Annotated in this window: 36 protein-coding genes; 13 read left to right on the forward strand and 23 right to left on the reverse strand. The window is 36.0% G+C overall.

Features of this window, described 5'->3' with window-relative positions:
• Nucleotides 1-35: 35 nt before the first annotated feature.
• A complete protein-coding gene (locus tag B2107_RS05250) occupies nucleotides 36-734 on the reverse strand; it encodes a DUF1963 domain-containing protein (protein ID WP_293953804.1) in 699 nt (232 codons plus the stop codon).
• Nucleotides 735-1,221: 487 nt separating this feature from the next.
• Between B2107_RS05250 and B2107_RS05255 the strand changes: the two genes are divergently transcribed.
• Nucleotides 1,222-1,614, forward strand: coding sequence for a hypothetical protein (locus tag B2107_RS05255; RefSeq protein WP_293953805.1), 393 nt, complete (start codon nucleotides 1,222-1,224; stop codon nucleotides 1,612-1,614).
• A gap of 614 nt (nucleotides 1,615-2,228) precedes the next feature.
• On the opposite strand, the gene B2107_RS05260 is transcribed toward B2107_RS05255, so the two are convergent.
• The 4 genes from B2107_RS05260 to B2107_RS05275 are packed head-to-tail and all read right to left on the reverse strand — an operon-like array spanning nucleotide 2,229 to nucleotide 4,343.
• Nucleotides 2,229-2,861: a hypothetical protein gene (locus tag B2107_RS05260; RefSeq protein WP_293953806.1), complete on the reverse strand. Its 633-nt coding sequence runs from the start codon at nucleotides 2,859-2,861 to the stop codon at nucleotides 2,229-2,231.
• Nucleotides 2,858-3,274 carry a hypothetical protein gene (locus B2107_RS05265; RefSeq protein WP_293953807.1) on the reverse strand — a complete coding sequence of 139 codons (417 nt, stop codon included), beginning with the start codon at nucleotides 3,272-3,274 and terminating at the stop codon, nucleotides 2,858-2,860. The genes B2107_RS05260 and B2107_RS05265 overlap by 4 nt, the downstream gene beginning before the upstream one ends.
• A gap of 6 nt (nucleotides 3,275-3,280) precedes the next feature.
• Nucleotides 3,281-3,769 carry a hypothetical protein gene (locus B2107_RS05270; protein ID WP_293953808.1) on the reverse strand — a complete coding sequence of 163 codons (489 nt, stop codon included), beginning with the start codon at nucleotides 3,767-3,769 and terminating at the stop codon, nucleotides 3,281-3,283.
• Complete coding sequence (locus B2107_RS05275; protein ID WP_293953809.1) at nucleotides 3,756-4,343, reverse strand: hypothetical protein; 588 nt, start codon at nucleotides 4,341-4,343, stop codon at nucleotides 3,756-3,758. Before B2107_RS05275 ends, B2107_RS05270 begins: the two co-directional genes overlap by 14 nt.
• A gap of 125 nt (nucleotides 4,344-4,468) precedes the next feature.
• Between B2107_RS05275 and B2107_RS05280 the strand changes: the two genes are divergently transcribed.
• On the forward strand, nucleotides 4,469-4,774 hold the full coding sequence (locus B2107_RS05280; protein ID WP_293953810.1) for an HAD domain-containing protein: 306 nt from the start codon (nucleotides 4,469-4,471) through the stop codon (nucleotides 4,772-4,774).
• 37 nt (nucleotides 4,775-4,811) lie between these two features.
• On the opposite strand, the gene B2107_RS05285 is transcribed toward B2107_RS05280, so the two are convergent.
• The 3 genes from B2107_RS05285 to B2107_RS05295 form a co-directional block, all read right to left on the reverse strand.
• Entirely contained in the window at nucleotides 4,812-5,231 is a 420-nt protein-coding gene (locus tag B2107_RS05285; RefSeq protein ID WP_293953811.1) for a hypothetical protein, read from the reverse strand.
• A gap of 19 nt (nucleotides 5,232-5,250) precedes the next feature.
• Nucleotides 5,251-5,997 carry a metallophosphoesterase gene (locus B2107_RS05290; protein WP_293953812.1) on the reverse strand — a complete coding sequence of 249 codons (747 nt, stop codon included), beginning with the start codon at nucleotides 5,995-5,997 and terminating at the stop codon, nucleotides 5,251-5,253.
• A gap of 193 nt (nucleotides 5,998-6,190) precedes the next feature.
• The gene (locus tag B2107_RS05295; protein WP_293953813.1) at nucleotides 6,191-6,454 is read right to left on the reverse strand and encodes a hypothetical protein; all 264 of its coding nucleotides are present in this window, start codon (nucleotides 6,452-6,454) and stop codon (nucleotides 6,191-6,193) included.
• Between the two features lie 58 nt (nucleotides 6,455-6,512).
• Here B2107_RS05295 and B2107_RS05300 point away from each other — a divergent pair, with 58 nt between their 5' ends.
• Nucleotides 6,513-6,908 (forward strand): DUF6896 domain-containing protein, encoded by a 396-nt coding sequence (locus B2107_RS05300; RefSeq protein WP_293953814.1) that lies wholly within the window; start codon nucleotides 6,513-6,515, stop codon nucleotides 6,906-6,908.
• Nucleotides 6,909-6,917: 9 nt separating this feature from the next.
• On the opposite strand, the gene B2107_RS05305 is transcribed toward B2107_RS05300, so the two are convergent.
• The 3 genes from B2107_RS05305 to B2107_RS21885 all read right to left on the reverse strand — a co-directional run bounded on the left by B2107_RS05305 (nucleotide 6,918) and on the right by B2107_RS21885 (nucleotide 8,001).
• Nucleotides 6,918-7,079 carry a hypothetical protein gene (locus B2107_RS05305; RefSeq protein WP_209581852.1) on the reverse strand — a complete coding sequence of 54 codons (162 nt, stop codon included), beginning with the start codon at nucleotides 7,077-7,079 and terminating at the stop codon, nucleotides 6,918-6,920.
• A gap of 30 nt (nucleotides 7,080-7,109) precedes the next feature.
• Nucleotides 7,110-7,553, reverse strand: a complete 444-nt coding sequence (locus tag B2107_RS05310; RefSeq protein ID WP_293953815.1) for a DUF6934 family protein — start codon at nucleotides 7,551-7,553, stop codon at nucleotides 7,110-7,112.
• 103 nt (nucleotides 7,554-7,656) lie between these two features.
• Nucleotides 7,657-8,001, reverse strand: a complete 345-nt coding sequence (locus B2107_RS21885) for an NINE protein (protein WP_409529650.1) — start codon at nucleotides 7,999-8,001, stop codon at nucleotides 7,657-7,659.
• 26 nt (nucleotides 8,002-8,027) lie between these two features.
• Between B2107_RS21885 and B2107_RS05315 the strand changes: the two genes are divergently transcribed.
• Both B2107_RS05315 and B2107_RS05320 read left to right on the forward strand, forming a co-directional pair.
• On the forward strand, nucleotides 8,028-8,264 hold the full coding sequence (locus B2107_RS05315) for a heavy metal-binding domain-containing protein (RefSeq protein WP_293953816.1): 237 nt from the start codon (nucleotides 8,028-8,030) through the stop codon (nucleotides 8,262-8,264).
• Between the two features lie 94 nt (nucleotides 8,265-8,358).
• The gene (locus tag B2107_RS05320; RefSeq protein ID WP_293953817.1) at nucleotides 8,359-8,826 is read left to right on the forward strand and encodes a hypothetical protein; all 468 of its coding nucleotides are present in this window, start codon (nucleotides 8,359-8,361) and stop codon (nucleotides 8,824-8,826) included.
• A gap of 703 nt (nucleotides 8,827-9,529) precedes the next feature.
• Here B2107_RS05320 and B2107_RS05325 read toward each other — a convergent pair.
• The 5 genes from B2107_RS05325 to B2107_RS05345 form a co-directional block, all read right to left on the reverse strand.
• Nucleotides 9,530-11,722, reverse strand: a complete 2,193-nt coding sequence (locus B2107_RS05325; RefSeq protein ID WP_293954077.1) for an AAA domain-containing protein — start codon at nucleotides 11,720-11,722, stop codon at nucleotides 9,530-9,532.
• Nucleotides 11,723-11,761: 39 nt separating this feature from the next.
• Nucleotides 11,762-12,094, reverse strand: a complete 333-nt coding sequence (locus tag B2107_RS05330) for a hypothetical protein (protein ID WP_293953818.1) — start codon at nucleotides 12,092-12,094, stop codon at nucleotides 11,762-11,764.
• A gap of 173 nt (nucleotides 12,095-12,267) precedes the next feature.
• The gene (locus B2107_RS05335; protein WP_293953819.1) at nucleotides 12,268-12,798 is read right to left on the reverse strand and encodes a hypothetical protein; all 531 of its coding nucleotides are present in this window, start codon (nucleotides 12,796-12,798) and stop codon (nucleotides 12,268-12,270) included.
• Complete coding sequence (locus B2107_RS05340; protein ID WP_293879047.1) at nucleotides 12,758-13,075, reverse strand: hypothetical protein; 318 nt, start codon at nucleotides 13,073-13,075, stop codon at nucleotides 12,758-12,760. The genes B2107_RS05335 and B2107_RS05340 overlap by 41 nt, the downstream gene beginning before the upstream one ends.
• Before the next feature lie 108 nt (nucleotides 13,076-13,183).
• Nucleotides 13,184-14,386: a hypothetical protein gene (locus B2107_RS05345; RefSeq protein ID WP_293953820.1), complete on the reverse strand. Its 1,203-nt coding sequence runs from the start codon at nucleotides 14,384-14,386 to the stop codon at nucleotides 13,184-13,186.
• A 117-nt stretch (nucleotides 14,387-14,503) separates the two neighbouring features.
• Between B2107_RS05345 and B2107_RS05350 the strand changes: the two genes are divergently transcribed.
• The 4 genes from B2107_RS05350 (at nucleotide 14,504) to B2107_RS05365 (ending at nucleotide 16,703) form a co-directional block, all read left to right on the forward strand.
• Entirely contained in the window at nucleotides 14,504-15,394 is an 891-nt protein-coding gene (locus B2107_RS05350) for a sce7726 family protein (RefSeq protein WP_293953821.1), read from the forward strand.
• A gap of 7 nt (nucleotides 15,395-15,401) precedes the next feature.
• On the forward strand, nucleotides 15,402-15,584 hold the full coding sequence (locus B2107_RS05355; RefSeq protein WP_293953822.1) for a sce7725 family protein: 183 nt from the start codon (nucleotides 15,402-15,404) through the stop codon (nucleotides 15,582-15,584).
• A 107-nt stretch (nucleotides 15,585-15,691) separates the two neighbouring features.
• Complete coding sequence (locus tag B2107_RS05360) at nucleotides 15,692-16,024, forward strand: RES family NAD+ phosphorylase (RefSeq protein ID WP_293953823.1); 333 nt, start codon at nucleotides 15,692-15,694, stop codon at nucleotides 16,022-16,024.
• Nucleotides 16,025-16,172: 148 nt separating this feature from the next.
• Nucleotides 16,173-16,703, forward strand: coding sequence for a DUF6705 family protein (locus B2107_RS05365; protein ID WP_293953824.1), 531 nt, complete (start codon nucleotides 16,173-16,175; stop codon nucleotides 16,701-16,703).
• Nucleotides 16,704-16,867: 164 nt separating this feature from the next.
• On the opposite strand, the gene tnpA is transcribed toward B2107_RS05365, so the two are convergent.
• Nucleotides 16,868-17,101 carry an IS66 family insertion sequence element accessory protein TnpA gene (gene tnpA, locus B2107_RS05370; RefSeq protein ID WP_409529649.1) on the reverse strand — a complete coding sequence of 78 codons (234 nt, stop codon included), beginning with the start codon at nucleotides 17,099-17,101 and terminating at the stop codon, nucleotides 16,868-16,870.
• Between the two features lie 785 nt (nucleotides 17,102-17,886).
• Here tnpA and B2107_RS05375 point away from each other — a divergent pair.
• Nucleotides 17,887-18,129 carry a hypothetical protein gene (locus B2107_RS05375; protein ID WP_293953826.1) on the forward strand — a complete coding sequence of 81 codons (243 nt, stop codon included), beginning with the start codon at nucleotides 17,887-17,889 and terminating at the stop codon, nucleotides 18,127-18,129.
• A gap of 39 nt (nucleotides 18,130-18,168) precedes the next feature.
• Here the strand turns inward: B2107_RS05375 and B2107_RS05380 are convergent, their stop codons facing one another.
• Nucleotides 18,169-18,315 (reverse strand): hypothetical protein, encoded by a 147-nt coding sequence (locus B2107_RS05380; RefSeq protein WP_293953827.1) that lies wholly within the window; start codon nucleotides 18,313-18,315, stop codon nucleotides 18,169-18,171.
• 195 nt (nucleotides 18,316-18,510) lie between these two features.
• Here B2107_RS05380 and B2107_RS05385 point away from each other — a divergent pair, with 195 nt between their 5' ends.
• Nucleotides 18,511-18,771 (forward strand): hypothetical protein, encoded by a 261-nt coding sequence (locus B2107_RS05385; RefSeq protein WP_293953828.1) that lies wholly within the window; start codon nucleotides 18,511-18,513, stop codon nucleotides 18,769-18,771.
• A gap of 303 nt (nucleotides 18,772-19,074) precedes the next feature.
• On the opposite strand, the gene B2107_RS05390 is transcribed toward B2107_RS05385, so the two are convergent.
• From B2107_RS05390 to B2107_RS05405, 4 genes are all read right to left on the reverse strand, one after another.
• Nucleotides 19,075-19,398, reverse strand: coding sequence for a hypothetical protein (locus B2107_RS05390; protein WP_293953829.1), 324 nt, complete (start codon nucleotides 19,396-19,398; stop codon nucleotides 19,075-19,077).
• 5 nt (nucleotides 19,399-19,403) lie between these two features.
• Nucleotides 19,404-19,580 carry a hypothetical protein gene (locus B2107_RS05395; RefSeq protein ID WP_293953831.1) on the reverse strand — a complete coding sequence of 59 codons (177 nt, stop codon included), beginning with the start codon at nucleotides 19,578-19,580 and terminating at the stop codon, nucleotides 19,404-19,406.
• Nucleotides 19,581-19,643: 63 nt separating this feature from the next.
• The gene (locus tag B2107_RS05400; RefSeq protein ID WP_293953832.1) at nucleotides 19,644-20,687 is read right to left on the reverse strand and encodes a hypothetical protein; all 1,044 of its coding nucleotides are present in this window, start codon (nucleotides 20,685-20,687) and stop codon (nucleotides 19,644-19,646) included.
• Nucleotides 20,684-20,965: a hypothetical protein gene (locus B2107_RS05405; protein ID WP_293953834.1), complete on the reverse strand. Its 282-nt coding sequence runs from the start codon at nucleotides 20,963-20,965 to the stop codon at nucleotides 20,684-20,686. Before B2107_RS05405 ends, B2107_RS05400 begins: the two co-directional genes overlap by 4 nt.
• A 399-nt stretch (nucleotides 20,966-21,364) precedes the next feature.
• On the opposite strand from B2107_RS05405, the gene B2107_RS05410 reads away from it, so the two are divergent.
• Nucleotides 21,365-22,093 (forward strand): hypothetical protein, encoded by a 729-nt coding sequence (locus B2107_RS05410; RefSeq protein ID WP_293953835.1) that lies wholly within the window; start codon nucleotides 21,365-21,367, stop codon nucleotides 22,091-22,093.
• A 298-nt stretch (nucleotides 22,094-22,391) separates the two neighbouring features.
• On the opposite strand, the gene B2107_RS05415 is transcribed toward B2107_RS05410, so the two are convergent.
• Nucleotides 22,392-23,521, reverse strand: a protein-coding gene (locus B2107_RS05415) for an IS3 family transposase (RefSeq protein ID WP_293953837.1) whose coding sequence is annotated in 2 segments (ribosomal slippage) — nucleotides 22,392-23,251 and nucleotides 23,251-23,521 — 1,131 coding nt in all. Because the reading frame shifts where the segments join, the coding sequence is not laid out codon by codon here.
• Nucleotides 23,522-23,623: 102 nt separating this feature from the next.
• Here B2107_RS05415 and B2107_RS05420 point away from each other — a divergent pair.
• Nucleotides 23,624-24,181, forward strand: a complete 558-nt coding sequence (locus B2107_RS05420) for a hypothetical protein (RefSeq protein ID WP_293953838.1) — start codon at nucleotides 23,624-23,626, stop codon at nucleotides 24,179-24,181.
• Nucleotides 24,182-24,267 lie beyond the last annotated feature (86 nt).

The raw sequence follows: 24,267 nt of genomic DNA on the forward strand, positions 1-24,267 counted from the left end.
ATAGATTTTGGCAAGCCGATGTCATCTGCTTTTTTTTAATAAAAGTCACAGTAGAAATTCCATTCTTCTGTTTTCGCATTTTTAGCAAAATACATCGTTCCGCTATCAACTATATTCAAATTTGCTTTGTCGTCGGATGCAATTTGAAATACAAATTCAAAGTCGTTGCCAAAATATACACTTGGTTGACAAAAGCTTGGATAACCTCCAAGTTTGTGTCCATATTGATTTTCAGCTATATCATAATAACCTTCAATTATTCCCGAATCTTCAAGTTTTAATATTTCATCTTCCATTTCACTTGTTAAACCACCTCCGTCCCACACAGGATAATCTTCTTCTATTTTTGAAGGTTTTAGGGGGAATGGTTTTAGCACTGAATCAGGATTGTTTAAATCTTTAATTATTAATTTGTCTGATTTTTTATATTCTCGCAATACCCATTCATTTCCGTTGGCTGTTATATCCATTGGAAGTTCTTCTGCTATAAAAACAGTAATCACCATTGTATCAGCTAAAATATCAGGTCTAATTTCAATATCTTCTAAGCAAAGCTGAAACAAAGGAAACATTAGATTTCCATTTTTGTCTTTCGGAATTTCTTCATCTTCTTTGTATAAGTAAACTTTTCCTATCCAACTTTCAGAAATAGAATTTGTTGGCGTAAAACCTCCTGTTTTAAATTCTATAGCTTTTCTTACAATCTGTTGTTTTATTTTATTTACTTCATTCATTGTGAATCGCGTTTGGGCAATTGCAGGTAATAACTGTATTGGCGAAACTAATATACTAAAAGTTTCGCCTATCCATCCTTATATATGTATTTCCACTACCGTCCCAGACGATTAGACAATTTGTATCAAAAAATGACGCATAGTGTTTTCAGTCAGCTTAGACCGGGATAGTGGAATCTGTCCAATCTTATAAGCTTGATACGTATGAAAATATTTGTGAAGAGGCTACGCTTTCCAGTAAACAACCCTACATGCAAACAAATACCTCAGCCCTGCAATTTGTAAATCTTAAAAGTTAATAGCTGTAAGCCTATTAATTCAGCATACTAAAGCCAATTGCATATAAAAAATGGGAAACAATAAATATCTCTACTCTACACAATATTACTAATATTATTAGTAATATTGTAAAATGAAACCGCTAGAAATCTTTTGCCGAAATCGGGTAATGCACGCTCAAATTACCGTGCATGATAAAAGCATGGGCATGAAAGACTATCATCTCTATAACAAAAATGGTCTTGCTTTTTATGTTTTCAGGAAATTTCAGGGCGTGTGGCAATTGGCATACGGTGTACTTGCCGATGACATCAAGGAAGCGTGCATTGACGCCCTTATACTTCGCTTTGATACCGATGTGCCTGATTTGTTTTATCATCATGGAAAACGGCAGGTAGTGGAAGTTAGGGCCAAGGAATACAGCCTTTGGCATATTTATCTCAATAATGCTTATGTAGGGAGTATTCAATATTATAGCTTTACTAAGCAGTTCAATTACCACCTTGATGACAATTGCTTATTGACCGATGATCACGTGCAAAAGTATATAGCCATGATCAGACGCGGGGAATTAAAGTGGATAAAGGACGATATTCGATGAAAAAGGATATAAAAAGAATAAAAAACCTTGAGTCTGGGAGGATCTCAAGGTTTACAAATTACTACCTAAATTACTACCTATTTTTGAAAAGTACTGTTAATACAATATCGAATCCTGTTTGGTTTTAAAAAAAAGTATTTCTAGCTGTTGGGCACGGAGTACTAGCTGTCAAAAAGTTTTCTGTTACCGGATTTCTAACTATAGATGATCTAAGCATTAAAAAATATTTCACGTTGACAGACCAGGTTTGGATGATTTGGAGTACTCGTCAGGCTAACAATAATATTCGATGAAGTGAAATAGCATTATAAAATCAATTTTTTATCAGTTGGCAAGTTTTGAACAACAATCATCTATCGCTGTGTATTGATAAATCCCAGGAGCTATTTTACAGACGTCCATTTGTACGCGATCACCCGGTATTGGTCGGTTATAACGAGTCTGTCTTTTACGATAGTATCGCTTAAGTTTTAAATACTGTTTCTATTTAAATCTCCAAGCATCATTTTATAATTTGGTTAATATTAAGGTAGTTAATATCCCTAATGATTCAAAAAGGGATTGCTTCCTACCTGAAATAGCTCACATTTTTCTCTAATTTAAATAAATTAGTCCTACTTTGCACCAATAATAGACCTGAATTCCTCTTCAGAATAATTTTCTATAATACCGTGTTTGGTTTTCAGATAATCAAAGATAGCAAGATTGTCCAGCCCATGTGATTCCCGAAGTCCATCAATAATTGTTTTTAAATAGGAAATGCTAGGTTTAGTCGAGGATTGTGAATCCTGTTCATTTGTTATTGTGAAAATAGGATAACCATTATGTTCACCCAAGTATAATAGATTACCATACCATGAAGGCTGTTTAAAAATATAAGAGCCCTTTTCTATAGCCTTTCCAAAGTCAATTTCTAAGTTGATGCTTGTATTGGTCTCCTGTCTAGCAATATCTATCAATTGGCTTTTTGTTATCAAATATATTCGTCCATAAGTAGATGCAATAGGAGTAAATGTAGTTCTGATAAAAGCAATACCCCCGTTCCAATTTTTCGAGACTTTCGCAAAATAAAGTTCAGCGGAGATATACATTTGTTCACTGTCGATCGGAAGCGTTTTATCATTACATCCATTGTAAGTTGTGTTTGCACCAGCGGGCTGGCCTCCCTTTATATAGCAAAGAAACCTTTCTTGCAGCATGTTGGAGCCGTAACATGCATACCAAACTTTTTCGTTCAGATTATTCATTTTTTAGTGTTTTTGACTTCTTTCAGATGCCAGCGCAATTCCTCAGGAACTAATGCAAAGGCATAGCTAGAGATCCCAAAATCTTTTGAGAATAGTTCCCTATCATTTTGCCAAACTGTTATTTGATCCCAATAAGCCAGGAAGAAATCTCCTTCCTGAATAAAGTCCATCCAACCATCTGCTTTAATTGATGCTTGTTTGTCGATCAATATGATACCCGAGTAATTTTCTAGACTACTATCCAGAAACATTCCATCATGGCCTTCAATACATGATTCTGACCAGTCAAAGTCAAATTCAAAGCTCATACTCAACAAACTATTCAATTCATCAACAAGCTGGATTTGCACTAGTTTCCTTAATTTTGGCCCCATAGAACTTGAAAATCCATATTTACTCCAATTATCTTCCATAGATTCCTATTTATGTGTTGAGCGTACTCTTTTCAATTTAAATATAGTATATCCGATCGAGGGAGATATGGCTGAGAGAATAATATAAATGCATTTGGCTTGGAATCCCCAATTTATATTCAATGGGAGTGGCATTTCCTTGATGAGATGAGCTATTAAAACATCATATGCTATGTAATAAGCCTCAGGAATTAGCCGTAAAATAGTGATACCTATATTTGTGTTAAACTGATAATTTCCTGTTATGAGTATACAAAAAATTAATATCAGTAGTCCAATCAATGCTGGCCAGAATATGGAGAAAATCTTTCTATTTCTTTGCGCCTTTAGGTATCCTGCATAAATAAGTGCTGCAACCTGCAATCCAAAGATAATCAGATTGAAATTTAAATTCTTCGTAAAATACCTCAGCCAATCACCGTCTGTTAATAGTGCATAAAATGTCAAAACCATAAAACTGAGATGTACAAATAGGGGAGCGTCAATTCTCTTCATTATCCATATTACGTTTGTGGAATCTCAATGTCTTTATCGATTTAAGAAGATCCTGTTCTGTTTGCGCTTTCAGGTTTGAACCATGAAGGTTAAATCGGACTTTTGAAGAGTCTCCCCATAGGCTGCCGATGTACACTCCGGTGTTTCCTTTTCCGGATATTCTCGGAAATACGATTTTCGCTCTTCTGTTATCGATAATATCCCAGGATACATTTTGTTTTCTGTAAAGATCAGCATCGAGATCCAAATCCAATATCGGCATATCTTTTACAATAATATAGTCCGAAGAGTCCGTTGCACTTTCCTCCATCATCTGTCTGGTAATGACTTCTATGTTATGCTCTGTCAAACTATTGGAATACATCCCCAGATCGAAGTAAAGCGTATCGTTGTTGTCTACAGCAATTGCGCCGACATAACTGTCGATTCCGTTTTGTTTGACTTGTTGCCATTTATAGGGAACCTCAAGTGTAAATAGACCAAAATCCATTGTCTTTGTGCGAGATGGATCCTTGCAACCAGTAACGAGGATAGTAAGGGCAGAAATGTGGAATAGTTTTATGAACTGTATCATGCTATGGCTTATACGTTGAATTTACAAAATTAGCATGGACTATCCATCTATGGCTAGTATTTTTTATTATTAAATCGTAAACGGGTGGAGTGGAAGTGCCAAATTAATCATTAGCTTCGTGCAACATGATTTTCTTTTTAGATATAGACGGTGTCATGGTACATGCCAATCCACATAGGTATGTAGAGCAGGCAACTGATGACTTCTATGTATTCAGTAGTGCTGCTGTAGAGATATTTAATACAATATTCATTGCAGAGGAAGATCAGGTGATCCTCTCCACCTCGCACCGTTCTAGATATACAATAGCAAAATGGAAAAAGATATTTCTTGATAGGGATATTCGAATTGATTCACTTCAACTGTTGGATAATACTGAACAACATTTGATTGATCACTATACGCGAAAGATTGAAGACTATACTCAATAGGTAATTTCCTATTAATAGTTGTCGTATTGATTATAAGTCAATCAGAGAAAAACTGGAAAGCTGGATAATCTTTCAATTTGATAAAGTCAAATCTGTAGTAACAATTCCAATAGCTTATTATTCTACTTCGGATCGCCCTTTCATATAATGTGTTTTCAGTAAAGAATTCTTTGATCCAACTCTTTTGCTGCGGGGTAATGCATGCAATAATGGTCAAATGGATTTCCATAACATACTCACCTAATAACTGCACTACATATGGAATGCTTTCCGAGGGAAAAAGATTCATTAGTTTCGCTATTGCTATTTCACGAATGTACCCATCATGATGACGGGTCATGAGACCTAGTTCCTCAAAATCCTTCATCGTTTCAACGTCATTTTTCGTTGTGGATCTATATATCCGATATGGAAATTGATTAACTTTTCCCTGCCATAGGACGTGGATTTGTTCCATTCTCATTGTTGTTTTTTGTTCATATCTCTATAACAAGGTTCTTATTAAACCCATTATACGGTTCATTGATATAGCCGTGTGGATTGCATATAATTTCAGTGTTACCGATTTTATAATTTACGGGAGTATGTATATGACCATGAATCCAGTAGGAGGGTTGATGCTTTAAGATAAAGGCTTCCATATCCGAGACGTAGGCGGCGCTGATCGGATCGTCCAAATACTTCTTTGGTAAGGATCGCATGCTCGGAGCATGATGCGTCACTACGATGTTATGTTTTGCTTCGCTGACACTAAGACTTTCCATCAGCCATTGTCTCGAAGTTTGGTGGATTCTAAACGTATCGATGCTTCTTAATTTTACATAATTGTCACCTAATCTGATCTTCTTATAATCATTCATACGGCTTTGACATAGCGATCCATATGCAGCAGGATTGCCCTTTAACGAAAAATCAGTCCAGAGTGTGCAGCCATGGAAACAAACGAGGTTGATCTCCAAAGATTCATTTTCCAGCACATGGATGTTTGAATTGCTTGCAGCGTCTTTGATTTTATATAGTGTTTTCGGATATGCGCCCTTATAATACTCATGATTTCCCAGCACATAGATGATCGGTATATCCAATGAAAGTGATTTGAGCCAGCTGATCCCTTTTACCCCTAGATCCGTACCTCCAGCCAATACAAGTACGTCTGATAATTTCAGATTGATATCGTTGTATCCAAATTCTCTATGCAGGTCGCTAATAATATGGATTTTCATCTTTGTCTTTTTGTATATCCTTATCTAATTTTATTTCACCATTACTAAATGACAGGGGATATGTATAGCCGCATTTTACCGCACATCCATTTTGATATCCCGGTTTCCATGGACTTGATTTTCGAATCAATGTTATTAATGCTTCACCGGTTTGATAACCAATATCTTTGGTTATCCGAAAATTACTGAGCCGTCAATCTTTCTCAATCGTAAAATTGATCATCAGTTTGCCGTTTACTTTTGCTTTCTTGGCTGCCGTTGGTATCTTATAATTTTTAACAATCCAATTTTTAAATCCGTTTGTGCCATAAAGTGGCTCAGGAAATATTTCAATCATGTGAGGAGGAATATCCGCGATTGAGTCATCCAAAACAAGGGACTGACCGAAAGCCTGCGATAACAGGCCTATTGATAAAATACATGTAAATGATAACTTACGAACCGATAAAATCCCCATTTTATTAATATATAATTCAGTAGCTAATTTACATATCTAATTTGTATCTTGATGCAACATGATTAATCTAGTTATAAGGAAAGTATTGAACAATTATGTCACTTTCATAAACGATTTCAAATATCAGTTCTCTCCAAATATGGATGAATTTGAACAAAAGAGCAGTCGAAATCGCTCGGGACAAATTGGTGGATTCAATTACCAGTTTCATGGTGCGGGCTGCCGTTTAGAGAAAGACGGTATAGTATGTGAATTTGACTTTATGCCAACCAATGAATATCCCATAAAATTTTCTTTATGGAAAATGAGCGAATTTATTTTGACCAACAAGGTATATGGAATAGATAAATTAGAGGAATCGGAATTACATGAGGTACTACATACACTGGTTGAAGATGGGACTCTTGTCAAATTGGTATTAGGTGGCGTGATTTCGGAAATATACCAAATTTAACGCAAAATTCTATTTTCGGATATACTCCTTAGGTATAGGATGTTTTTTCAGAAAATCAATAGCATCTTCGTTTTTTTTCTTAAAAAATGAAGATGTATTATAAATATTTTGGCGATCTTGAGCCGTCATATCATGATTATTTTTATCTTTTTTATTCGTATTTGTGCTCATGTTTTAAACCTCCTGATACAAAGTTCGTTATTATTTTTTAAATATAAAAAACGCATCATAATTTTTACCTCTCTCAAAGGATTCCCACTTGTCTTTATAATAGGCTTTCACTTCAAATATTTCTTGAATATCTTCCCAGAATTCCGCTATTCCCATTTGATACAATCTCGTTCTGGATGCCGTACTACCTTTTGCCATTACGATGACTTGAGGATGTTTATGAATAAAGTCTAAGACAGCTCTAGCTACAGTAGTAAGGACCTTTTTTGTATCTAAATTATTTGATGTTGTTAGATCACTTATCTCTTTTGTACTAGGATCAAAATCTCCAAATCCAAGATTATATACGTTTTCCTCAATACTGATCTGTTGAAACTGAATTACTTTTCTTATGTTACCTTTTGGGCCTATACTGAAAAATTCGTAATAGTGTATGTCAGGCGTTTTTTCAAAACTATAATACTCCTCATGCATAAAAAATTGGTTATTTATCCAAATAGGTTTGATAATCCTGTTACTCTGGACTGGTACAAAAATACACAATTTCTCGAAAGCTAAAAACACGCAACTTTATTCATCATAAAAGTTTCCGCTTTGCGTCCTCAAATTCGGCTTGTGTAAGTATTCTTTTTTCCATCAATCCATGTAATCGCTCTATTTCAGTAGCAGCATCCTTTTGGGGAATGGGGGAGTTAGGCACATAATTATAAACGATGGGCTGCGAAAAATATATACGGTTATATTTCAAATCAAAACTCTCTTTATTCATGGAGAGAAAAACGATAAAGTCAATCAAAGCGATAAATGCGGGTATAAGCGTCCAGCAGAAAAGGAGATAAAGGAAGCATAATCCGGTCTGCCCTAGGTAAAATCTATGTGCACCAAATCCTCCAAGGAAATGAAAATGTATTATCTTTTCGATTTAGGGAAACTAAATGTGTAATAATCTTGAAGTTAATAGCTGTAAGCCTATCAATTCAGCATACCAATTCCAAAGTTCCAATAGCTGCCAACGTTGACATCGGTACCACTGTCTTTATCGAAATAGGCGCGAGCAATGTCAATTTCTTTGGCGGTCGCTCTACCAGCTATGAGAAGAAGATGCAGGAAATGTACAATCGTTTCATAGAAACGCTCAAGCAACATGTCCACGCAATTCGTTCTGATGCTATTATCGCGCTATGAGAGGCTTCACTCATCCAACTGCATATAAAAAATGAGAAACCCTAAATATCTTTGCCATATACAATATTACTAATATTATTAGTAATATTGTAAAATGAAGCCACTAGAGATCTTTTGCCGAAATCGGGTAATGCACGCTCAAATTACCGTGCACGATAAAAGCATGGGCATGAAAGACTATCATCTCTATAACAAAAATGGTCTTGCTTTTTATGTTTTCAGGAAATTTCAGGGCGTGTGGCAATTGGCATACGGTGTACTTGCCGATGATATCAAGGAAGCGTGCATTGACGCGCTTATACTTCGCTTTGATACGGATGTGCCTGAGTTGTTTTATCACCATGGAAAACGCCAGGTAGTGGAAGTTCGGGCCAAGGAATACAGCCTTTGGCATATTTATCTCAATAATGCTTATGTAGGAAGTATTCAATATTATAGCTTCACTAAGCAGTTCAATTACCACCTTGATGACAATTGCTTATTGACCGATGATCACGTGCAAAAGTATATAGCCATGATCCAGCGTGGGGAATTAAAGTGGATAAAGGACGATATTCGATGAAAAAGGATATAAAAAGAATAAAAAAACCTTGAGTCTGGGAGGGGCGAATCCTGTTTGGTTTAATAAAAAATTATTCCTTGATGTTGAGAATGAAGAATTAGCTGTCTAGAAGTTTTCTGTTACTGGATTTTTAACGATAGATGATCTAAGCATTAAAAAATATTTCACGTTGACAGACCAGGTTTGGATGATGTGGAGTACTCGTGAGACTGGCAATAATATTATGCTCAATTGCAGAACAAAAGACAGCTCTTGGTCATATCAAACACAGCAGAGACTGCTCTCATGAGGTTCAAGCTTTCATCATTAAAAGCAACAAAGGGCTTATTTCCGAAATAGATAAACAAATTGCCCAATGCCTGGCGGAGATCAAACGACTTGTAGATCTTGAAAAAAATTGTGGATCAAGACAATTTATACAGGGTTCGGGACTATTTAATGCATAATAAAATTCATTTGCATGAACGATTACAAGAAATCAATTTATTATTGATGAATTACTTTGAAGACAATCCTATATGATAGGATTGTTATTTGTTAGATAAAATACTCTCCATTTTAATCGTTTAAGGCAGTAGCTATGCAAGGTCTCTAATAACGTTAACCTATTGTTTCCATAAATTGGCCTAAATTATTGGTGGAAGGTATAATAATCTATGTGAAATGATCACTCGTTTACTAGCCATTATTGGGGGAAATTTATCTATTGCTTAAGAGCAGACAACTCACCCAATCTCCTTGCCAACCTTTCCCGTTCACCGCTACCCGTGGTCGAAAAACAAAGTAGGGGCAGACCGTACTTTTCCAGTATGGCATCTTTCATCGCGTCGCGTTCCGATTGTTTTCCTTCGACGGCGTGATAAGCATAACCATCCACTTCGATCGCCAGAACCGGATTCTTGCCAAGTTTGTTGTAGATCAGAAAATCAAGGTGCGTCATGTGATGACCTGCATATTTTGCTTCTGCAGGCGTCATGAGTGAATAGTCGTCAATCAGGCTCCGCAATGGAAAATGGAGAAGCACATCGTATTTTGAAAACCTGTCATCAGTTAATACCGAACGCACCAGCGTATACATCAAATTTTCACTATCAAATACCGATTTGATACGTTTCTGCGACAATATCCTTCGTCGCTTTTCCTCATAGCCTTTGTATAGGTAATCAAAGATCGAATGCAGCTTACTCTGGATGATCGTGAAGTTATTGTATTCAATGTAACGAATCAGATCTGCAATATTGCTTTCATTTTCAGCATCGTTGCCATGTACCAATAGGATCAGCTGATCTTTAGCGCGGGAGATGGCCACATTTAGCCGGTTAGGGTTATCTGTAAACTCGGAGATTTCATTGTCGACCGTTGAAAGAATAATCACATCACTTTCCCGACCCTGAAATTTATCAACCGTATCAGCTATAATCTCCGTACCCGCAAATGTTCCCTGCAAGGCATTTGTCTGATTACGATAAGGCGTCACTATACCCAGGTCAACCGAAGCAAGCTGCTGCTGCGGAATGATCTCCTGTAGGATAACATCGATCTGCCGTTGGTTCATACGTGCCCGCGCATGGTTACCGGCCACTGTCCGGTAGACCAGTAGCGGTTCGCGCTCTGACGTTGGCTCAGATAGGATAATGAGCTGATCGTTGTAGAATTTACGGTTACAGAATTCAATGATCTTTGGATGGCAACGGTAATGTTCTTTCAGCAGTGTTTTATGGACATCAGGGAACAACTGTGTGATGGATGCAAGTAAACTGTTTTTCGCATAATGATAAGGCTCAGACAGCTTGAATGCATGGAAGATTGCATCTGTCTTTTGGGCTATTGTCGCATCTACTACATTCGGCAGCTGCTTGAGGTCACCGACAATAACGGCACGTTTGGCGCATGATAGGGCCAATGCACCTGTCGCCAGATCCACCTGCGAAGACTCATCAATGATTACATAGTCATAGGTCGTATGCTCAGCCAGGCACCTGCGCAGCGAGTATGTAGTGCTCATGATGACAGGGTAGTCTTCGATGAAACTTGTGGACTTACCACGCAGATCAGCCTCCTGATATATCGGACGATCCTTATGCTGATACCTGTTGTAAAGTACATTTTTAAAAAGCCGCATCGCGATTCCCGTATACTCACGCATCTTTGCGTCAAAGGAGAAATTGTGTAAATCCTTTTCCAATGATCCGATACGAGATGCCAGTTCAGCAATCTTGGTTCGATAATAAGCCGATTGAGCGATCCTGATCATGTCCCAATGCGATAGGGTATAAAAGCCCTTATCTTTGATGCGGTACCTGAAACGATAGATTAGTTTCTTCCACCAGTTAAACTGTTTGCCAGTATGTTCCTGATCGGAGACGGAATTCCAGAGTGCCAGTAGCCGATCTGATGAGAGGTTACTATTCAGTTTAAAGTCTGCTATTGATTTCACAGTATTCAGAAAATGCTGCTGTTCCGTTTGTATGTTTTCAATAAGGAGTTTCAGCGTGGCCAGCTCATTCTTCTGTGCTAGTTTTTCGGTGAGCTGTAACAGGAGCTCGCTATTCTGTTGTTTCAGTTGAGTGAATACTTTGTCATTTAACTGAAACTTGGATAGGTCAGGAATGTCCGATTGCGATTCTATAAATTCTCTTTTATTCTGGTTGCTTCCCAGTAAAGCAGCGATAAAGGAGAGCCCATTCTTATGCAATTTTTCATACACATTTTTCGTTGCCGAGTTATTGCTTGACACCACAGCTACACTTTGACCACGCATGATAGCGTTGGCGATTATATTTAGGATTGTCTGTGTTTTATCTGTACCAGGAGGGCCCTCGATAATACTCAGTGGGTTGGCAAAGGCATTATTTACTGCCTGTTTTTGACTTAGGTTGAATCCAAAAGGAAAGATTTCAACAGGAGCGAGAAGATCACAATTTTTGGGTTGTGTTTAATCCAGATAGTTAGAGAGGACGGCATACTCAGGGATAAATGATATTCTGTCGTAGCTATCCGATAGAATGTTTTTTCCTTCATCGGATTTAAGTCCAACGGCATCTGCAATCGCTTTTAGATAGTTGAAAGTTGTCCGGGCTTTTTCGCTCTGCAAAGCAGATTTGATGATCTGAACTTTATCTTTATTGTACGTATATTTTTTATTACTGCTTTTAAATGCCACAATACATTTCTCGCCCACAAAAGAATAGGACTGGATATCGCTTGTCTTGTCCCTTCCATCGATATAGATGGCTTCTTTCTGTGAGAATATATTTGAATTGTGCATTAGTTAGTAATTTATATTGAAGTCTAATTTATATTGAAGTCTAATTTATAAATTTACCCTTTAACTGCCTCAACCATTTTTGGCGGATATTTTCAGCACAATTACTCCCATTAGCTCAAAATTATACAAAAGCCCATTATGCTATAATATATCTGATTTTAAGAATGTCAAAATCAATATTTTAAAATAGAAGGATCTATGAATATAAATGGGTAGGTAGCGACTAGTCCTAGTTGATCATAAATTTTAAGATCCCCTGTATTTGTGATCAATAATTTTTGATCAGGAATATTAAGGTCAATATAGGCTTCGCCATTATATGCAATTTCGGTATATGGTACAATAGACTCGCTATTTAATTCTAAAGACTCCTTGTCTATGTCACAGGGACCAAAATAAAGTTTATTATCCTTCAAAACCACTTTTTGGCCTATTCGTAATTTATAGTTTTTTGAGCTATGAGAATCTAGCCAAACACCAACTAAACGCCCACAATTTTCATTATCTAAATCACTTTTGAGATTTTTTGTGATTTCATTATCTGTATTAGGAATTACTTTTTTTTTAGCCACTCCATTAATACAACTTATTAGCGTTAAAATGTTTAAAACAAATAATGTCACTATAATAATAATCTTTGTCATACTTTTATAGATTGCCCAATCAATTACACATGCTTCTGTCAACATAAGTCTTGTTGCCATTGGAGTTAATATAATAACAGCCTCCACGAGGGCCACGGATATAATTTCTGGAAGATGAACTACTTTTAGATTTATTTGTTTTGCGCGGCGAAGGGGAGGAGCTCGTACTTTTAAATTGATTGATATTTGATGATGTAGATTTGTCTTTTACATATTCCCAGGTTCCGTCGCTTTTTAATAATACCGTTTTTCCATCCGTCGTTGTTGCATATTTGTTTTGCGCACTTAGAGATAACGTCAGGATTGATAATATAGCGAATAGTATTTTTTTCATCATGTTGGTATATTAAACTGAGCTAAATGCTTCAATAGGTTTATAATGAGGACTTATAAGATTAAAATAGTAAATAGCAATTAGCTAAAACAATATCAATCCTACTAGTTCCTAAAGCATTGAATTTAATTTATCGTTGTCCCACTCAAAGAAGAAATCGCTACCATTAATTTCAACTTTCATCAAAAATGAATTAATGTCTAATCTAAACGGAATATTACAATAACCACTATACTCAGTGTTTGGGAATATTGTGTTCATCTTTATATAGCCATTTTGAATAGACGTAAGCCGATCAACCTGTTTTGCTTTCAAACTTTCTAAGTTTTGGCGGGCGTATTGAGCGGCTATATAAGCGTTGCCACCATTAAATACTGTCGAATTTGATTTTGTATTTATGGAACCTGTCATGGACGTAGAACTAGTTCCAGCGTACATATTATTTCCGAAAAATCCATAATTAAGAGAGCGACCATTTGCAGTTACATATGTGTTCGAGTTTGAAGATATAAAAGAATAACCAGCTGCAACAGCTGCGAGCCCCTCAGATAGCCCATTCCAAAACATCTCACTCTTTTGGATTTTCTTGACCATTGAAAGGTATTTTTTATAGTCAAAAATTGGAGCAGTAAAGAATTTGGATTTCACTTCATATTGAGCATATATTTTGGATGGATCTAACAATATATCTTTCTTGTTGTAATTTTGTACAAAAATCTGTGGCTGAAAAAATTTCCCATAGTTTTCTTCAATGGCCAATTTAATCGCGATAATCATTCCTTTGTATGCATACCGTAGTACGGGGGAGCCTTCATTGTAGAAGATGTAAAATTCTCTCGAAGGTGTTTTACTGATGAATGCATCAACATTTAAAAACTCTGTTGATTGTGAACTATCGACCTTTAAATGAGGAAAATTGAATTTCTTAATCGTTGCGCTTTGGACAGCAAAGGCATCGTTAACATTATCTATTTTTTCAAATTCAAGTGAAAAATTTAATTTTTCACCAGAATCGTTGAATAAATGTTTCTTTTCATCCAACGGGAGATTGTAGCTATTCAATAATTTTTTTGCCTTTCCGTTGGAAATAAGTTGTATATCCTCAGATCCATTTAATTCTAGAGATGTAATGCTTGTGTATGAAAAATGAATGACAGTACTATAATCGTATTGATCAATTTGTTCGATGATCAATTCGGGATAATTGCTATTATCGTAGTCTATCTTATTATATTGTGCTTTCGTAGAAAAATAGCTTGATAAGCTAATCCCTAACAATAGCATGCTTCTTAAACATACTTTTCCGAAATTCATTTTTTTCTAAGGTTAATATTAAAAACAAAGGTAGCGAAAAATCCTCTTTGCTTCTTCAAATAATAAATCAGCACATATCATTTTCGTTAAGTCGCGATAAGTTTTTAAATTTGCTATATGCAATCCGATCTCACATACGACAAAGCGAACTTGCGAGAATTGGCTTCTTTGGTGTCTCATGCGTCATTCAAGAAGCTTTCAAGCAGTACCAATCAGTCTTCTTATATCAGGAAGATGAAAAAGTATGTAGGTTGGAATGAGATGGTTGAAAATAAACCCAACCAATTAGGCGATTTAATCGCACATTCTTATCAGATCCTTGAACAAAATTATAGGCACGAATATATCTACAAGAATAAGTTGCTCAATGAGTATGTCTTGAAAAACTATTCCTTAGATGACACCATTCTACTCAATGAGTTTCGTGTTGGTCAGTCCATTGCAGATACGGTGCTTGTCAACGGAACGAATAAGGTTTTTGAAATAAAGACCGAGCTGGATTCCCCCGAACGCTTAGAAAGTCAGTTGAACGATTATTACCGAGCTTTTACCGAGGTTTATCTATTTACGCACGTTTCCTTGCTAAACAAATATCTTCGGGTACTTCCTGCTTACGTAGGCGTATTGATCTATACAGAAGAGGGAGAGGTTTCTGAATATCGTGCTGCTGTCAAATACACAGCTTGTCTTGATGCCAGCTATATGATGTCGTCCTTGCGAAAACCTGAATATAGCCGGCTTATAAAAGAACTGGTAGGGTTTTTACCTGACGTAACACCAGTATTTTATTATCGAGCATGTCTGGAAATATTAACGGAGTTGCCAGTAGAAGAAGTCCAAGCAATGTATTGTCATATCTTAAAAAGTCGTATTGATCCACAAACCAATTTATACATGACTCTTGGCGATGTACCTTCATTCGTTAACTTCTCTTTTTATCAGGCGAAATACAATAAAAAGTCGTATCTTACTTTGATTAATAATCTAAGTAAGAACCTATTATTATAATGCGCTTATGTATTTCCCGTATCTCCGAGGTAAGCAATTTGAGTTAATTGCATTACGTGAACCTGTAGGGCTTCCATTAAACCCAGAGAAGATCATTCCTATTATTGAACCGGTAAAGAAGAATACCTCATCGCTAAGGACAGCACTTAAAGCTTTAAGCGGGCTAATATCCGTGTACAGTTGGTGGTAAATACTGAGCATGGAGAATTAAAAGGTGACAGTGAATCCATTTCTACTTAACACGGGTTTCTTTGCACGAGTCCATTAGTATCGGACGATTTACGTTAAAGGCTCAATTTGCAGGTCATTTCCTTAAAAAATATTGAAGATTACGGACCATTTGAAATTCAGGATCGTGGATTTGATATTGAGGAGTTTATGTTGGTCCGATCTTATTTGTTAAAACTCGAAGAAGAGTTGTCAAAACCCGTTCGGAAGCAAGATGTAAACCTTGATTACTTGCCTACCCAATATCTTTTTGAGTATATTAAATCATTAGGATTTCATGCGGTAGAATATCGAAGCGCAATGAAGACCAGAGGCTATAACTTGGCAGTTTTTAATGATACTGACTTAGTTTGTACGGAAGTGAAACATTATCATGTGAAAGGCTTGAAATATAATTGGTAACATGCTTATGTTTAATTTTTTAAACTAGATTTTTATGTGTACGGTTTCCCGTAAATAGTCCTTCTTTCAAACCAATACTTTAGACTTACAGTTTGTAATCATAGCTATAATATCCCATCCATGTTAAATTGAATAAAAAACGATAAAGATGAAAAAAGCAGCAATTTTATTTATGATGGTTTTAATCACAGGATGTGTTTTCTCCCAATCTAAGGATAATAGAAATGAATCAGGTAGACACCTTAAGCCAGCTGGGTTAAATAAATTTTATGGTACCTGGAAGTATGAGGGGCAGGATGAAGTGTTTACTATAGTTTTAGTAAAAGAAGAGTATTTTAATAAAATTAATGGTGATAAGTTAGATTTCGCAGTTGGTTACCATTCTTATAAAAAGGATGGTGCGTTGATCGATGGTTATGACGTTGGTGGTAAGAATACCATAACTACCGGATCTTTTGATAAAAAAATAGATAATGAAAATGTATTATCTTTTCGATTTAGGGAAACTAAAAATCATGTTAATGCCCGAGGAACATTGACTTATGTCAAAGGAAATCCTGATAGACTAGTTTTGAAACTTATATTAGCGGAAGGTGGGGGAATGATAAGTATAGATGGTAAAGGTGGTCAATATAAACTTCACGTTCCGAATAATATTGAGTTGAAAAGAGTTAAATAGAAAAAATTGGTTTATAATGCATTCGATTGATATTTAGATAAGTACAAGTTAGTGCTAATTTAATTGCTTATCTATGTAATTTATAGAGAAGCAATTTTTTAATCTAAAGTAAGCTTAAAGAAACCGTTTAAAGTGGTTGGCCAACTTTGATATTTGCCTTAGCCCTAGGATTTGTAAAAATCTTGAAAGTTAATAGCAGTAAACGTATTAATTCGGCATACCACGACCAATTTCAGCCTTCCAGTTGCACCATTTTGCTCCCTGCTCCGAGAAAACCAATAATGAAACTTCGCCTCTTTGATCCCCCTTGAACCACAGTACTGCTTCTTCCTCATAGCGCTCTGCTGCCAATCTGCCATCATCGACAGGATCTGATCTCTTTTTCCCTTTGAACTCATTAAACAAAACTCGGAATTATAAAACGTTCATAAAATATGCACTTGGTTGGGCGGATACTTATATACTTGGGAAAATTGAGTATAATATATTGAAAGGATCAAAATATAAGACTTATTATTCCCTCAAATATGCTGGCGATCTGTTGTTTTTGAAAAAGAAATTTCCGATGATAGACAAATTTGTCCTAAGTAATAGATTCGCTAATAATATTGAAGTCCCTAAGAAGGAAAGAAATTTTGTTTTAGTCGTAGAACCATTGTCCACTTCGATCAAACCGTTTTCGCATACAGGACCAGTTTTTAGCGGTTTCCGACACTCATTTTTACTAAAATTTGTCAAACGTTTAAATACGCAGTATAAGGAAATAATAGTTCCTTCAGGAGATTCAATTTAATTATTCAGGCCATAGTCAATAAAGACGGTACTCTTGGAAAAAAAATGCTTTTGCATGGAAATGAAGATGATCAATTGTAGCGATACCTATGTGAAAATTATGAAGCATATTAAGCCGAGGATAGTGTTGACCATTAACGTCGCTTGTTTCTTCCATACAAATCCTGGGGCAATCCTTTCACGAGTGTTATTGAGATTTTTGTACGCTTAAATCCTGATAAAAACATTTACTTTTGATGGTAGTGGTAGAGAAAGGGAGTTGCGTATTAAAGATTATATAGAAGATCCAAATGATCCGTTACAAGTATTTTAATGTTATTACAGGGTATTATGAAGTATAATAAGCAATTTTTGAGTAAACAGAGTCAATAAACTTAAAATTTAAATTAATATGAGAAGAGAACTTAAAATAGCTTTTGACGAGCTCGAAAAAGAATTACTGGTGATACCTCCGGATGATTTATTCCGTTTTATAGGCGGTTTTATTACCGGATCTAGTTTAATTGGAAGTTCTGGACTTTCAGCCCATGCGTCGCTTGATGAAGTGGTAGACTACTTGAAGGATAAAGGAATGAAATTTTTAGTAGACATTGCCTCTACATTGGACAAAGTGAAAAAGCACCTGTCCTTTTAGAAGTCGAACAAAAGAGCTTATTATAGACATAAAAAAAAATCACAATATGCGCACACTAGCCATTGCACTATTTTCAGTGGTATTTATTTTCTCTTTTAACTCTTGCACTTCCATATCGCCCAGATATTTAGCACAGAATGCTGCGGTACATAGCGTTTCGAAGGTAGGCTTAAAAGAGACATACATTTTTGATAATTATCCCCAGAAGATAATTGGCCATAATCATAGCAGTCAGCAGAAGAGTGCAGCCTATAATGAATACTGTCTATCGAACTATATTGAACCAAATTATTATAAAACGGATAGTCTGCACTATCTTTACAGAACTTCATTGGAGCTCACCCAAAGAAATAAAATCCATTTCAAACTAATTGATACTTTATGAATGTCGTGCGTGAAAGAACGAGGAAAGTTAAGCCCGAACCGCAAGACTTTGTTTCTTCCAGAAATACCGATCTTGAAATCTATGTATTAGTCAATAGGTTCTTCACCAAAACTATTTGCTTTGCACTAGATAAACATGGTGATTTAGTAGTGCCCAGTGAGTCGACAGCAGCCGGCTTTCTTATTCTCTTTCCGCTCGCCGGCACCCTTAACCATGATGCATATACTTATCGTCGTATGGATACAATTGCCAATTAAGGCTTATGGTCGAGCATATCCTATTTAGAAGAAGGACGGTGATCATCGTTTGCTAGAGCTTCCTAGGCTTGGAATTGGTGAGGGTGTAAGTGATGGTGTAAATGAGGGAGTAAATGATGACGTTATACCTAGCGGAAGTGAGGGTGTAAACGATTTGCTAAAAATACCTGTTACCCCAATACATACCCGCCATCCCTTGGTTGTTATATGTTTGTTATAAAGTACTTAACAATGTATACTTGAAAATAACCACCCATTAATTGAGTTATCTCTATAACCTTTGGTTCACGATAGAGCGCAAAATTATCGAATATCATCTTTTATCCACTTCAATTCCCCACGTTGGATCATAGCGATGTACTTTTGCGCGTGATCATTGGTGAGCAGGCTATTGTCTTCAATGTGGTAATTGAATTGCTTCGTAAAGGTGAAATACTGAATACTTCCTACATAGGCATTATTGAGATAAATGTGCCAAAAGCCCTCTTTTTTCGCGCGTACCTCTACTATCTCGATTTTACCTTTATGATAGAATAGCTCGGGCACGTCATCATCAAAACGAAGTATAAGCGCATCAATGCTTGCTCCTTGATGTCGTCCGCTAGTTGTCCATATGCAAGCTCCCAAACACCTTAAGATTTCCTGAAAACATACAAGGTAAGGCCATTTTTGCTGTAAAGATGATAGCCTTTCATGCCCATTCTCTTATCGTGTACAGTCATTTTAGTATATTTGGCGGCGTCATCTTCGGTTTTCACAGAAAAGGAGATAAGCTTCCATCGTGCAGCAACGATGCTGTCCTGACTCACGTTGACGGATCATAAGGTATATTGGGTAAAAGCCTAGATTTTGGTCTAGGCTTTTACTACAAATTAATTAACCTGTGTTGGTTTTGGATTTATTACTACTATTGGAAATTCGATAGTTGCATATCCACATCCCGGAATGTTCGCGGTTACCTGAATTGTGGTATTTCTTTCTGTTTCTCCTGGTGCAAAAGCATAATTACTGAGTACAGTATATTTAACTTTCGTTGGCGATATTATCTGCACATTCATACCGCTAGTACCAGTGAATGTTAGATTTTGATAATTCGAAATATTATCGTTTAAAGTCAAATTGTATTCGTAACTTTTTCCAGGGAAAACAGTCGTAGAACCTGAAATACCTCCGTTAATCCTTGCTCCGATCATTATTTCTCTTTCAAAAATTTTACCGTTTTTTATTGATCTCAAACTAACAACGCCATTCGCTGTACCTATCCTAGTTACTTTCCACTGATTATTTCCTAATGCTGTTAACGTTGCAATCCCTGACGCATTTTCTAAACTAACAGTATAAGGATTAGAAATTGTATAAATACCCTCATCGCAAATAGAAGCTGGTCCAGTGAATGTTGATCCTGGAATTTGATTAGGATTTAATTTTACAGGGGTATACATTTTATTTACCCAATCAGTCCATCCATTGATATTATATGGACTTGGATATCCCTCTTTGTAAAATCTCCATTGTGCCAAAATACTTGTACTTGGATTCGCCAGGGTGACTGCACCTGCTGGAATGACTATTTCTTTTTCAATGACTTTAGAAGCCGCATACTGTGGCCCATACCAGTCAGAATTTGAAATGTTTATAACACTAATCTGTGTATTTGGACCGGAAGAGTTTAAAAGGTACAAACCAATTTCAGCTTTGATTGGTAAGTCTGGCCAAAGATTCGTTGTAGCTGATAGTGCCCTTGATACAGTAAAAGTTGCGTAAATCGTTGTAGGTTGGTTATAATTTAGTAGAATTTCCCCATTTTCTTTTGGTGCAAATGGATACATCACAGTTTCTAAATTGATAAGTTGGGCAGTAGCGAATTTACTTAGAATTAGTAGAGCAATGACACTTAAAATTTTAACTAATTTCATAACTTTTCTGCTCTAGCCGTTCTCAAATCTTGCGCAAATACTTTCAAATCAATTTTTAATTCAAGATAATCTATATTCAAGGTAAATGTCGCAGCACTGTAGTAAATACTGTCTTTTGGTACATTCAGTATTTTTGATGTTGCCCTATAAACGAATTCTTTTTCGAACTCTTCTCCGTCAATTAGGATGATATCATCTTTAGGTTTGGTCGATTCTTCCTTCTTACACGCGCCAAGGCCTAGCCCTAGCAGCGCAACAAATACTAAATATCTTTTCACGTGGTAATATAATTTAGCCATTAAGATAAATAAATTTGAGATGGAAAGTGTCATTAATAGAGAATTACTACCCAAAAGTGTAGAGTGAGGAATAGTAAAAACAGTGGATATACACCTTTCGCACTCGCGCCATTGTACCCTGTATAACCTTTGGCGATAAAACTATCCATTTTGATCCTTTGATAGGTGCGGCCTATTAATTAAATCTTCGTGATGCTTGTTGGAGAAAAATTAACTTAAAACTATATCTGCTAAAAATTAATTCAGGTAAGATTTCCCGTAACCCAACATTCTTTCAGACTAATAACTTGATCCCAAAATTCATAATAATCTTGAAAGTTAATATATGAAAACATCTTAATTCAGAATAAATAATGTATATTGGTGTGATTTAAATTAATGATGAAAAGAATTACTTTATTATTTATGATAGTGGGACTAGGTTTCACTTCATGTAAAAAAACATCCGAGAATTTTGAGTCTCCCTTAGACCTAAATCTGAAAGCAGGAATAACACACCCTCCCACGGATCCTTTGGATCCTAATGATGATCCTGGTTACGAACTTTCTTTAGGCGGTTTAGGGGATTGTATACAAAATAACTACACTGATGGTGATGCTTTAAGAGCATGTATCGCAAATATTCCAGTGAATACAAGTAAGTTTGTATTTCCATCAAAAACAAAAGGTCAAAAACCGCTAGGACCTCCTTTATCTACAAATAGCGCAAATACTGTGCATTTTATGACTGAAGGTACCTTTCAAGATTTAATGGCGGATGCTGTAGGAGTTACTGTATCACAAAATCTGTCTTCACCAATAACTTTATCTACTCAAGACAGTATTGATCTTTTTCTAACACTCTATGAAGATGCGGATAAAGCAATCAAAAAACTTCATGATCCGTTACTTGGAACTACAATACAAGAGCAAAATGGAAAAGCGATTTTTAATCTCGCTTTAAGCAATGCATTTACCTTTAATTTATTTAATAGTGGAGGAGGAGTATTATATCCAAGTTATGGTTACAGGTATGTTGTATCCTATGCTAAGGGGACATTGAAATTACCATTAAGATGGAAACAATATGGTTTCGATTTCCAAGGCACTTATACCAATTTACTTTAGTACATTATAATTAAAAAAATAAACATGCCACTACCCAGTAGCATGTTTATTTTTAAGTTACTGAATGTTTTACTCAGATAATGGTTGGTTGCAATTTTTACAGTAAAATATTCCCGCTGCGATAATTGCCACAAGCAAAATAAGACTCATAGTTTATTCTTCTATGTATAAGGAGATGGAAATATTGCCCGTATGTGCTTCATACATAATCTTATTGAAATGGAATTGCAGCAATAAAATGGACACCTAGTTAAGCTGCAATATTTTGTTTATTTATTTTTCTGGCAAACTGCTCTGGTTATAAGTATCCTAAAGCAGAATGTTGCCTTTTTCGGTTGTACCAAGTCTCAATATATTCAAAGACAATAAGCGCAGCTTGCTCCCTGTGAGCGAATTTATGCTGATATACACATTCCGCCTTGAGTGTCTTGAAAAAACTTTCAGCGACAGCATTATCCCAGCAATTTCCTTTTCTACTCATGCTTCTTATGATGAGTGGATTTTTTTCCAGCATAGAGCTGAACTCATGACATGCATATTGTAGGCCACGATCAGAATGAAATATTAGTTTCTGGGTGATTGGCCTTGCTTTTTGTGCCATGTTAAAAGTAGAAATCACCGTATCTACCGCATTCATCGTCCCACTTAAAGCCCATCCAATTACTTTTCGATCTCCTAGGTCGATTACAGTTGTCAGATACAACCATCCCTGCTGCGTTTTGATGTAGGTAATGTCAGATACCCATACTGCACCAAGTGTGCCCGGCTTAAAATCACGGTCCAATATATTCTCTGGTATTGAAAACTTATGGGTGGAGTCTGTAGTTACCTTAAACTTTTTCTTGACAATACTTCTTAACCCTAGCTTTCTCATTAGTTTGGCTACCCTCACTCCGGATATTTTAATATTCTTTTTTTGTAGTTCTCTGGTAATACGCGGACTGCCGTAAGTCTTTTTACTCCTTATAAATGCATCCTGTATTTCTATGGTAATCTGTTGGTTATCAATACTTCTCTTTGAAGAGATACCCTTTGAAAAATTATAGTAGCCCGCTCTGCTCACCTTGAATACTTGACACATCTTCTCGACTGAAAATATTTCCTTATTGTCCCTTATGAACCTGAATATTTGGTGTCGCTCTTGGAGAAGATGCTTACAGCCTTCTTTAATATATCCCGTTCTATCTGTGTCTCCCGAAGTTCTTTTCTTAAGCGTGCTAACTCCTGTTCACTCTCACTCAGGATAACTTTTCCATTGCCAGGGAAACTACTTCCTTGTTTTACAGAATATTCCTTTCGCCACCTATACAATAATGCTGGGGTAATATCCAATTCTCTAGCCAGCGCACTAAGGTCACTTCGTGTGTTGCTCAGTTCAACGCTCATCAGTTTGAACTCTTTAGTATAAACTTTTCTTTCTCTTGACATAAGTCCGTTAAGTTATTAAATTCTCTTAACTTAATGTCTAGTCAAATGTAGCAACTTCAGAAGGGGGGCAAAGCTAAGTTTGAAGACGGTTATTATGACAGATTGAATCATTGGGTTGGGAAAGATGAAAAACGAAAAGCTCAAGTAGATTTATTGTTATCCTATGCGAATGAACATGGATTTATTCCATTGTATATGTTATATAACTATGTCAATTCTAAAGAGATTAAGAGTAATGTAGATAATGAATTATTTGGATGCACAGTCGTTAATGCAAATTATCTTAAAATCAATCATACTATAAATGGAAACTTAGATAATAAGCTCACTTTCTCTTTTTTGCATCCAAAGAATGGTTTTCCCTGGCACGAATTAATCTGTGGAAAACCAAATATTTTGTCTCAACTAAACAATAACAACCCTACACCATTGAATCAGCCGAGTTCAAGCTTGGTTAACTATTTTCAGGCATTGAGCCTATCAGATCAATGGAAAGAAATAGATTTATCATATCCTAAAATTTATGATGATAAAAAGGATCAGGATGTACTTTACCGTCAAGAATATACAAACGATGAATTGCAGCAAGCAGACAAAGAAGATGTACCTATAGTCTTCCTCCCTAAGTTTAAAATAGTTATTCACCAAACAAAAAGTTAAATGGTCGCAATAAAATCTTGGAAATTAACTCAAATTGTATGTTTAAGATGTGGTATAACTAGACCTACACTATTTAGGAGCTTGCT

It is taken from the genome of Sphingobacterium sp. UBA7855, assembly GCA_002500745.1.
Taxonomy (GTDB): domain Bacteria; phylum Bacteroidota; class Bacteroidia; order Sphingobacteriales; family Sphingobacteriaceae; genus Sphingobacterium.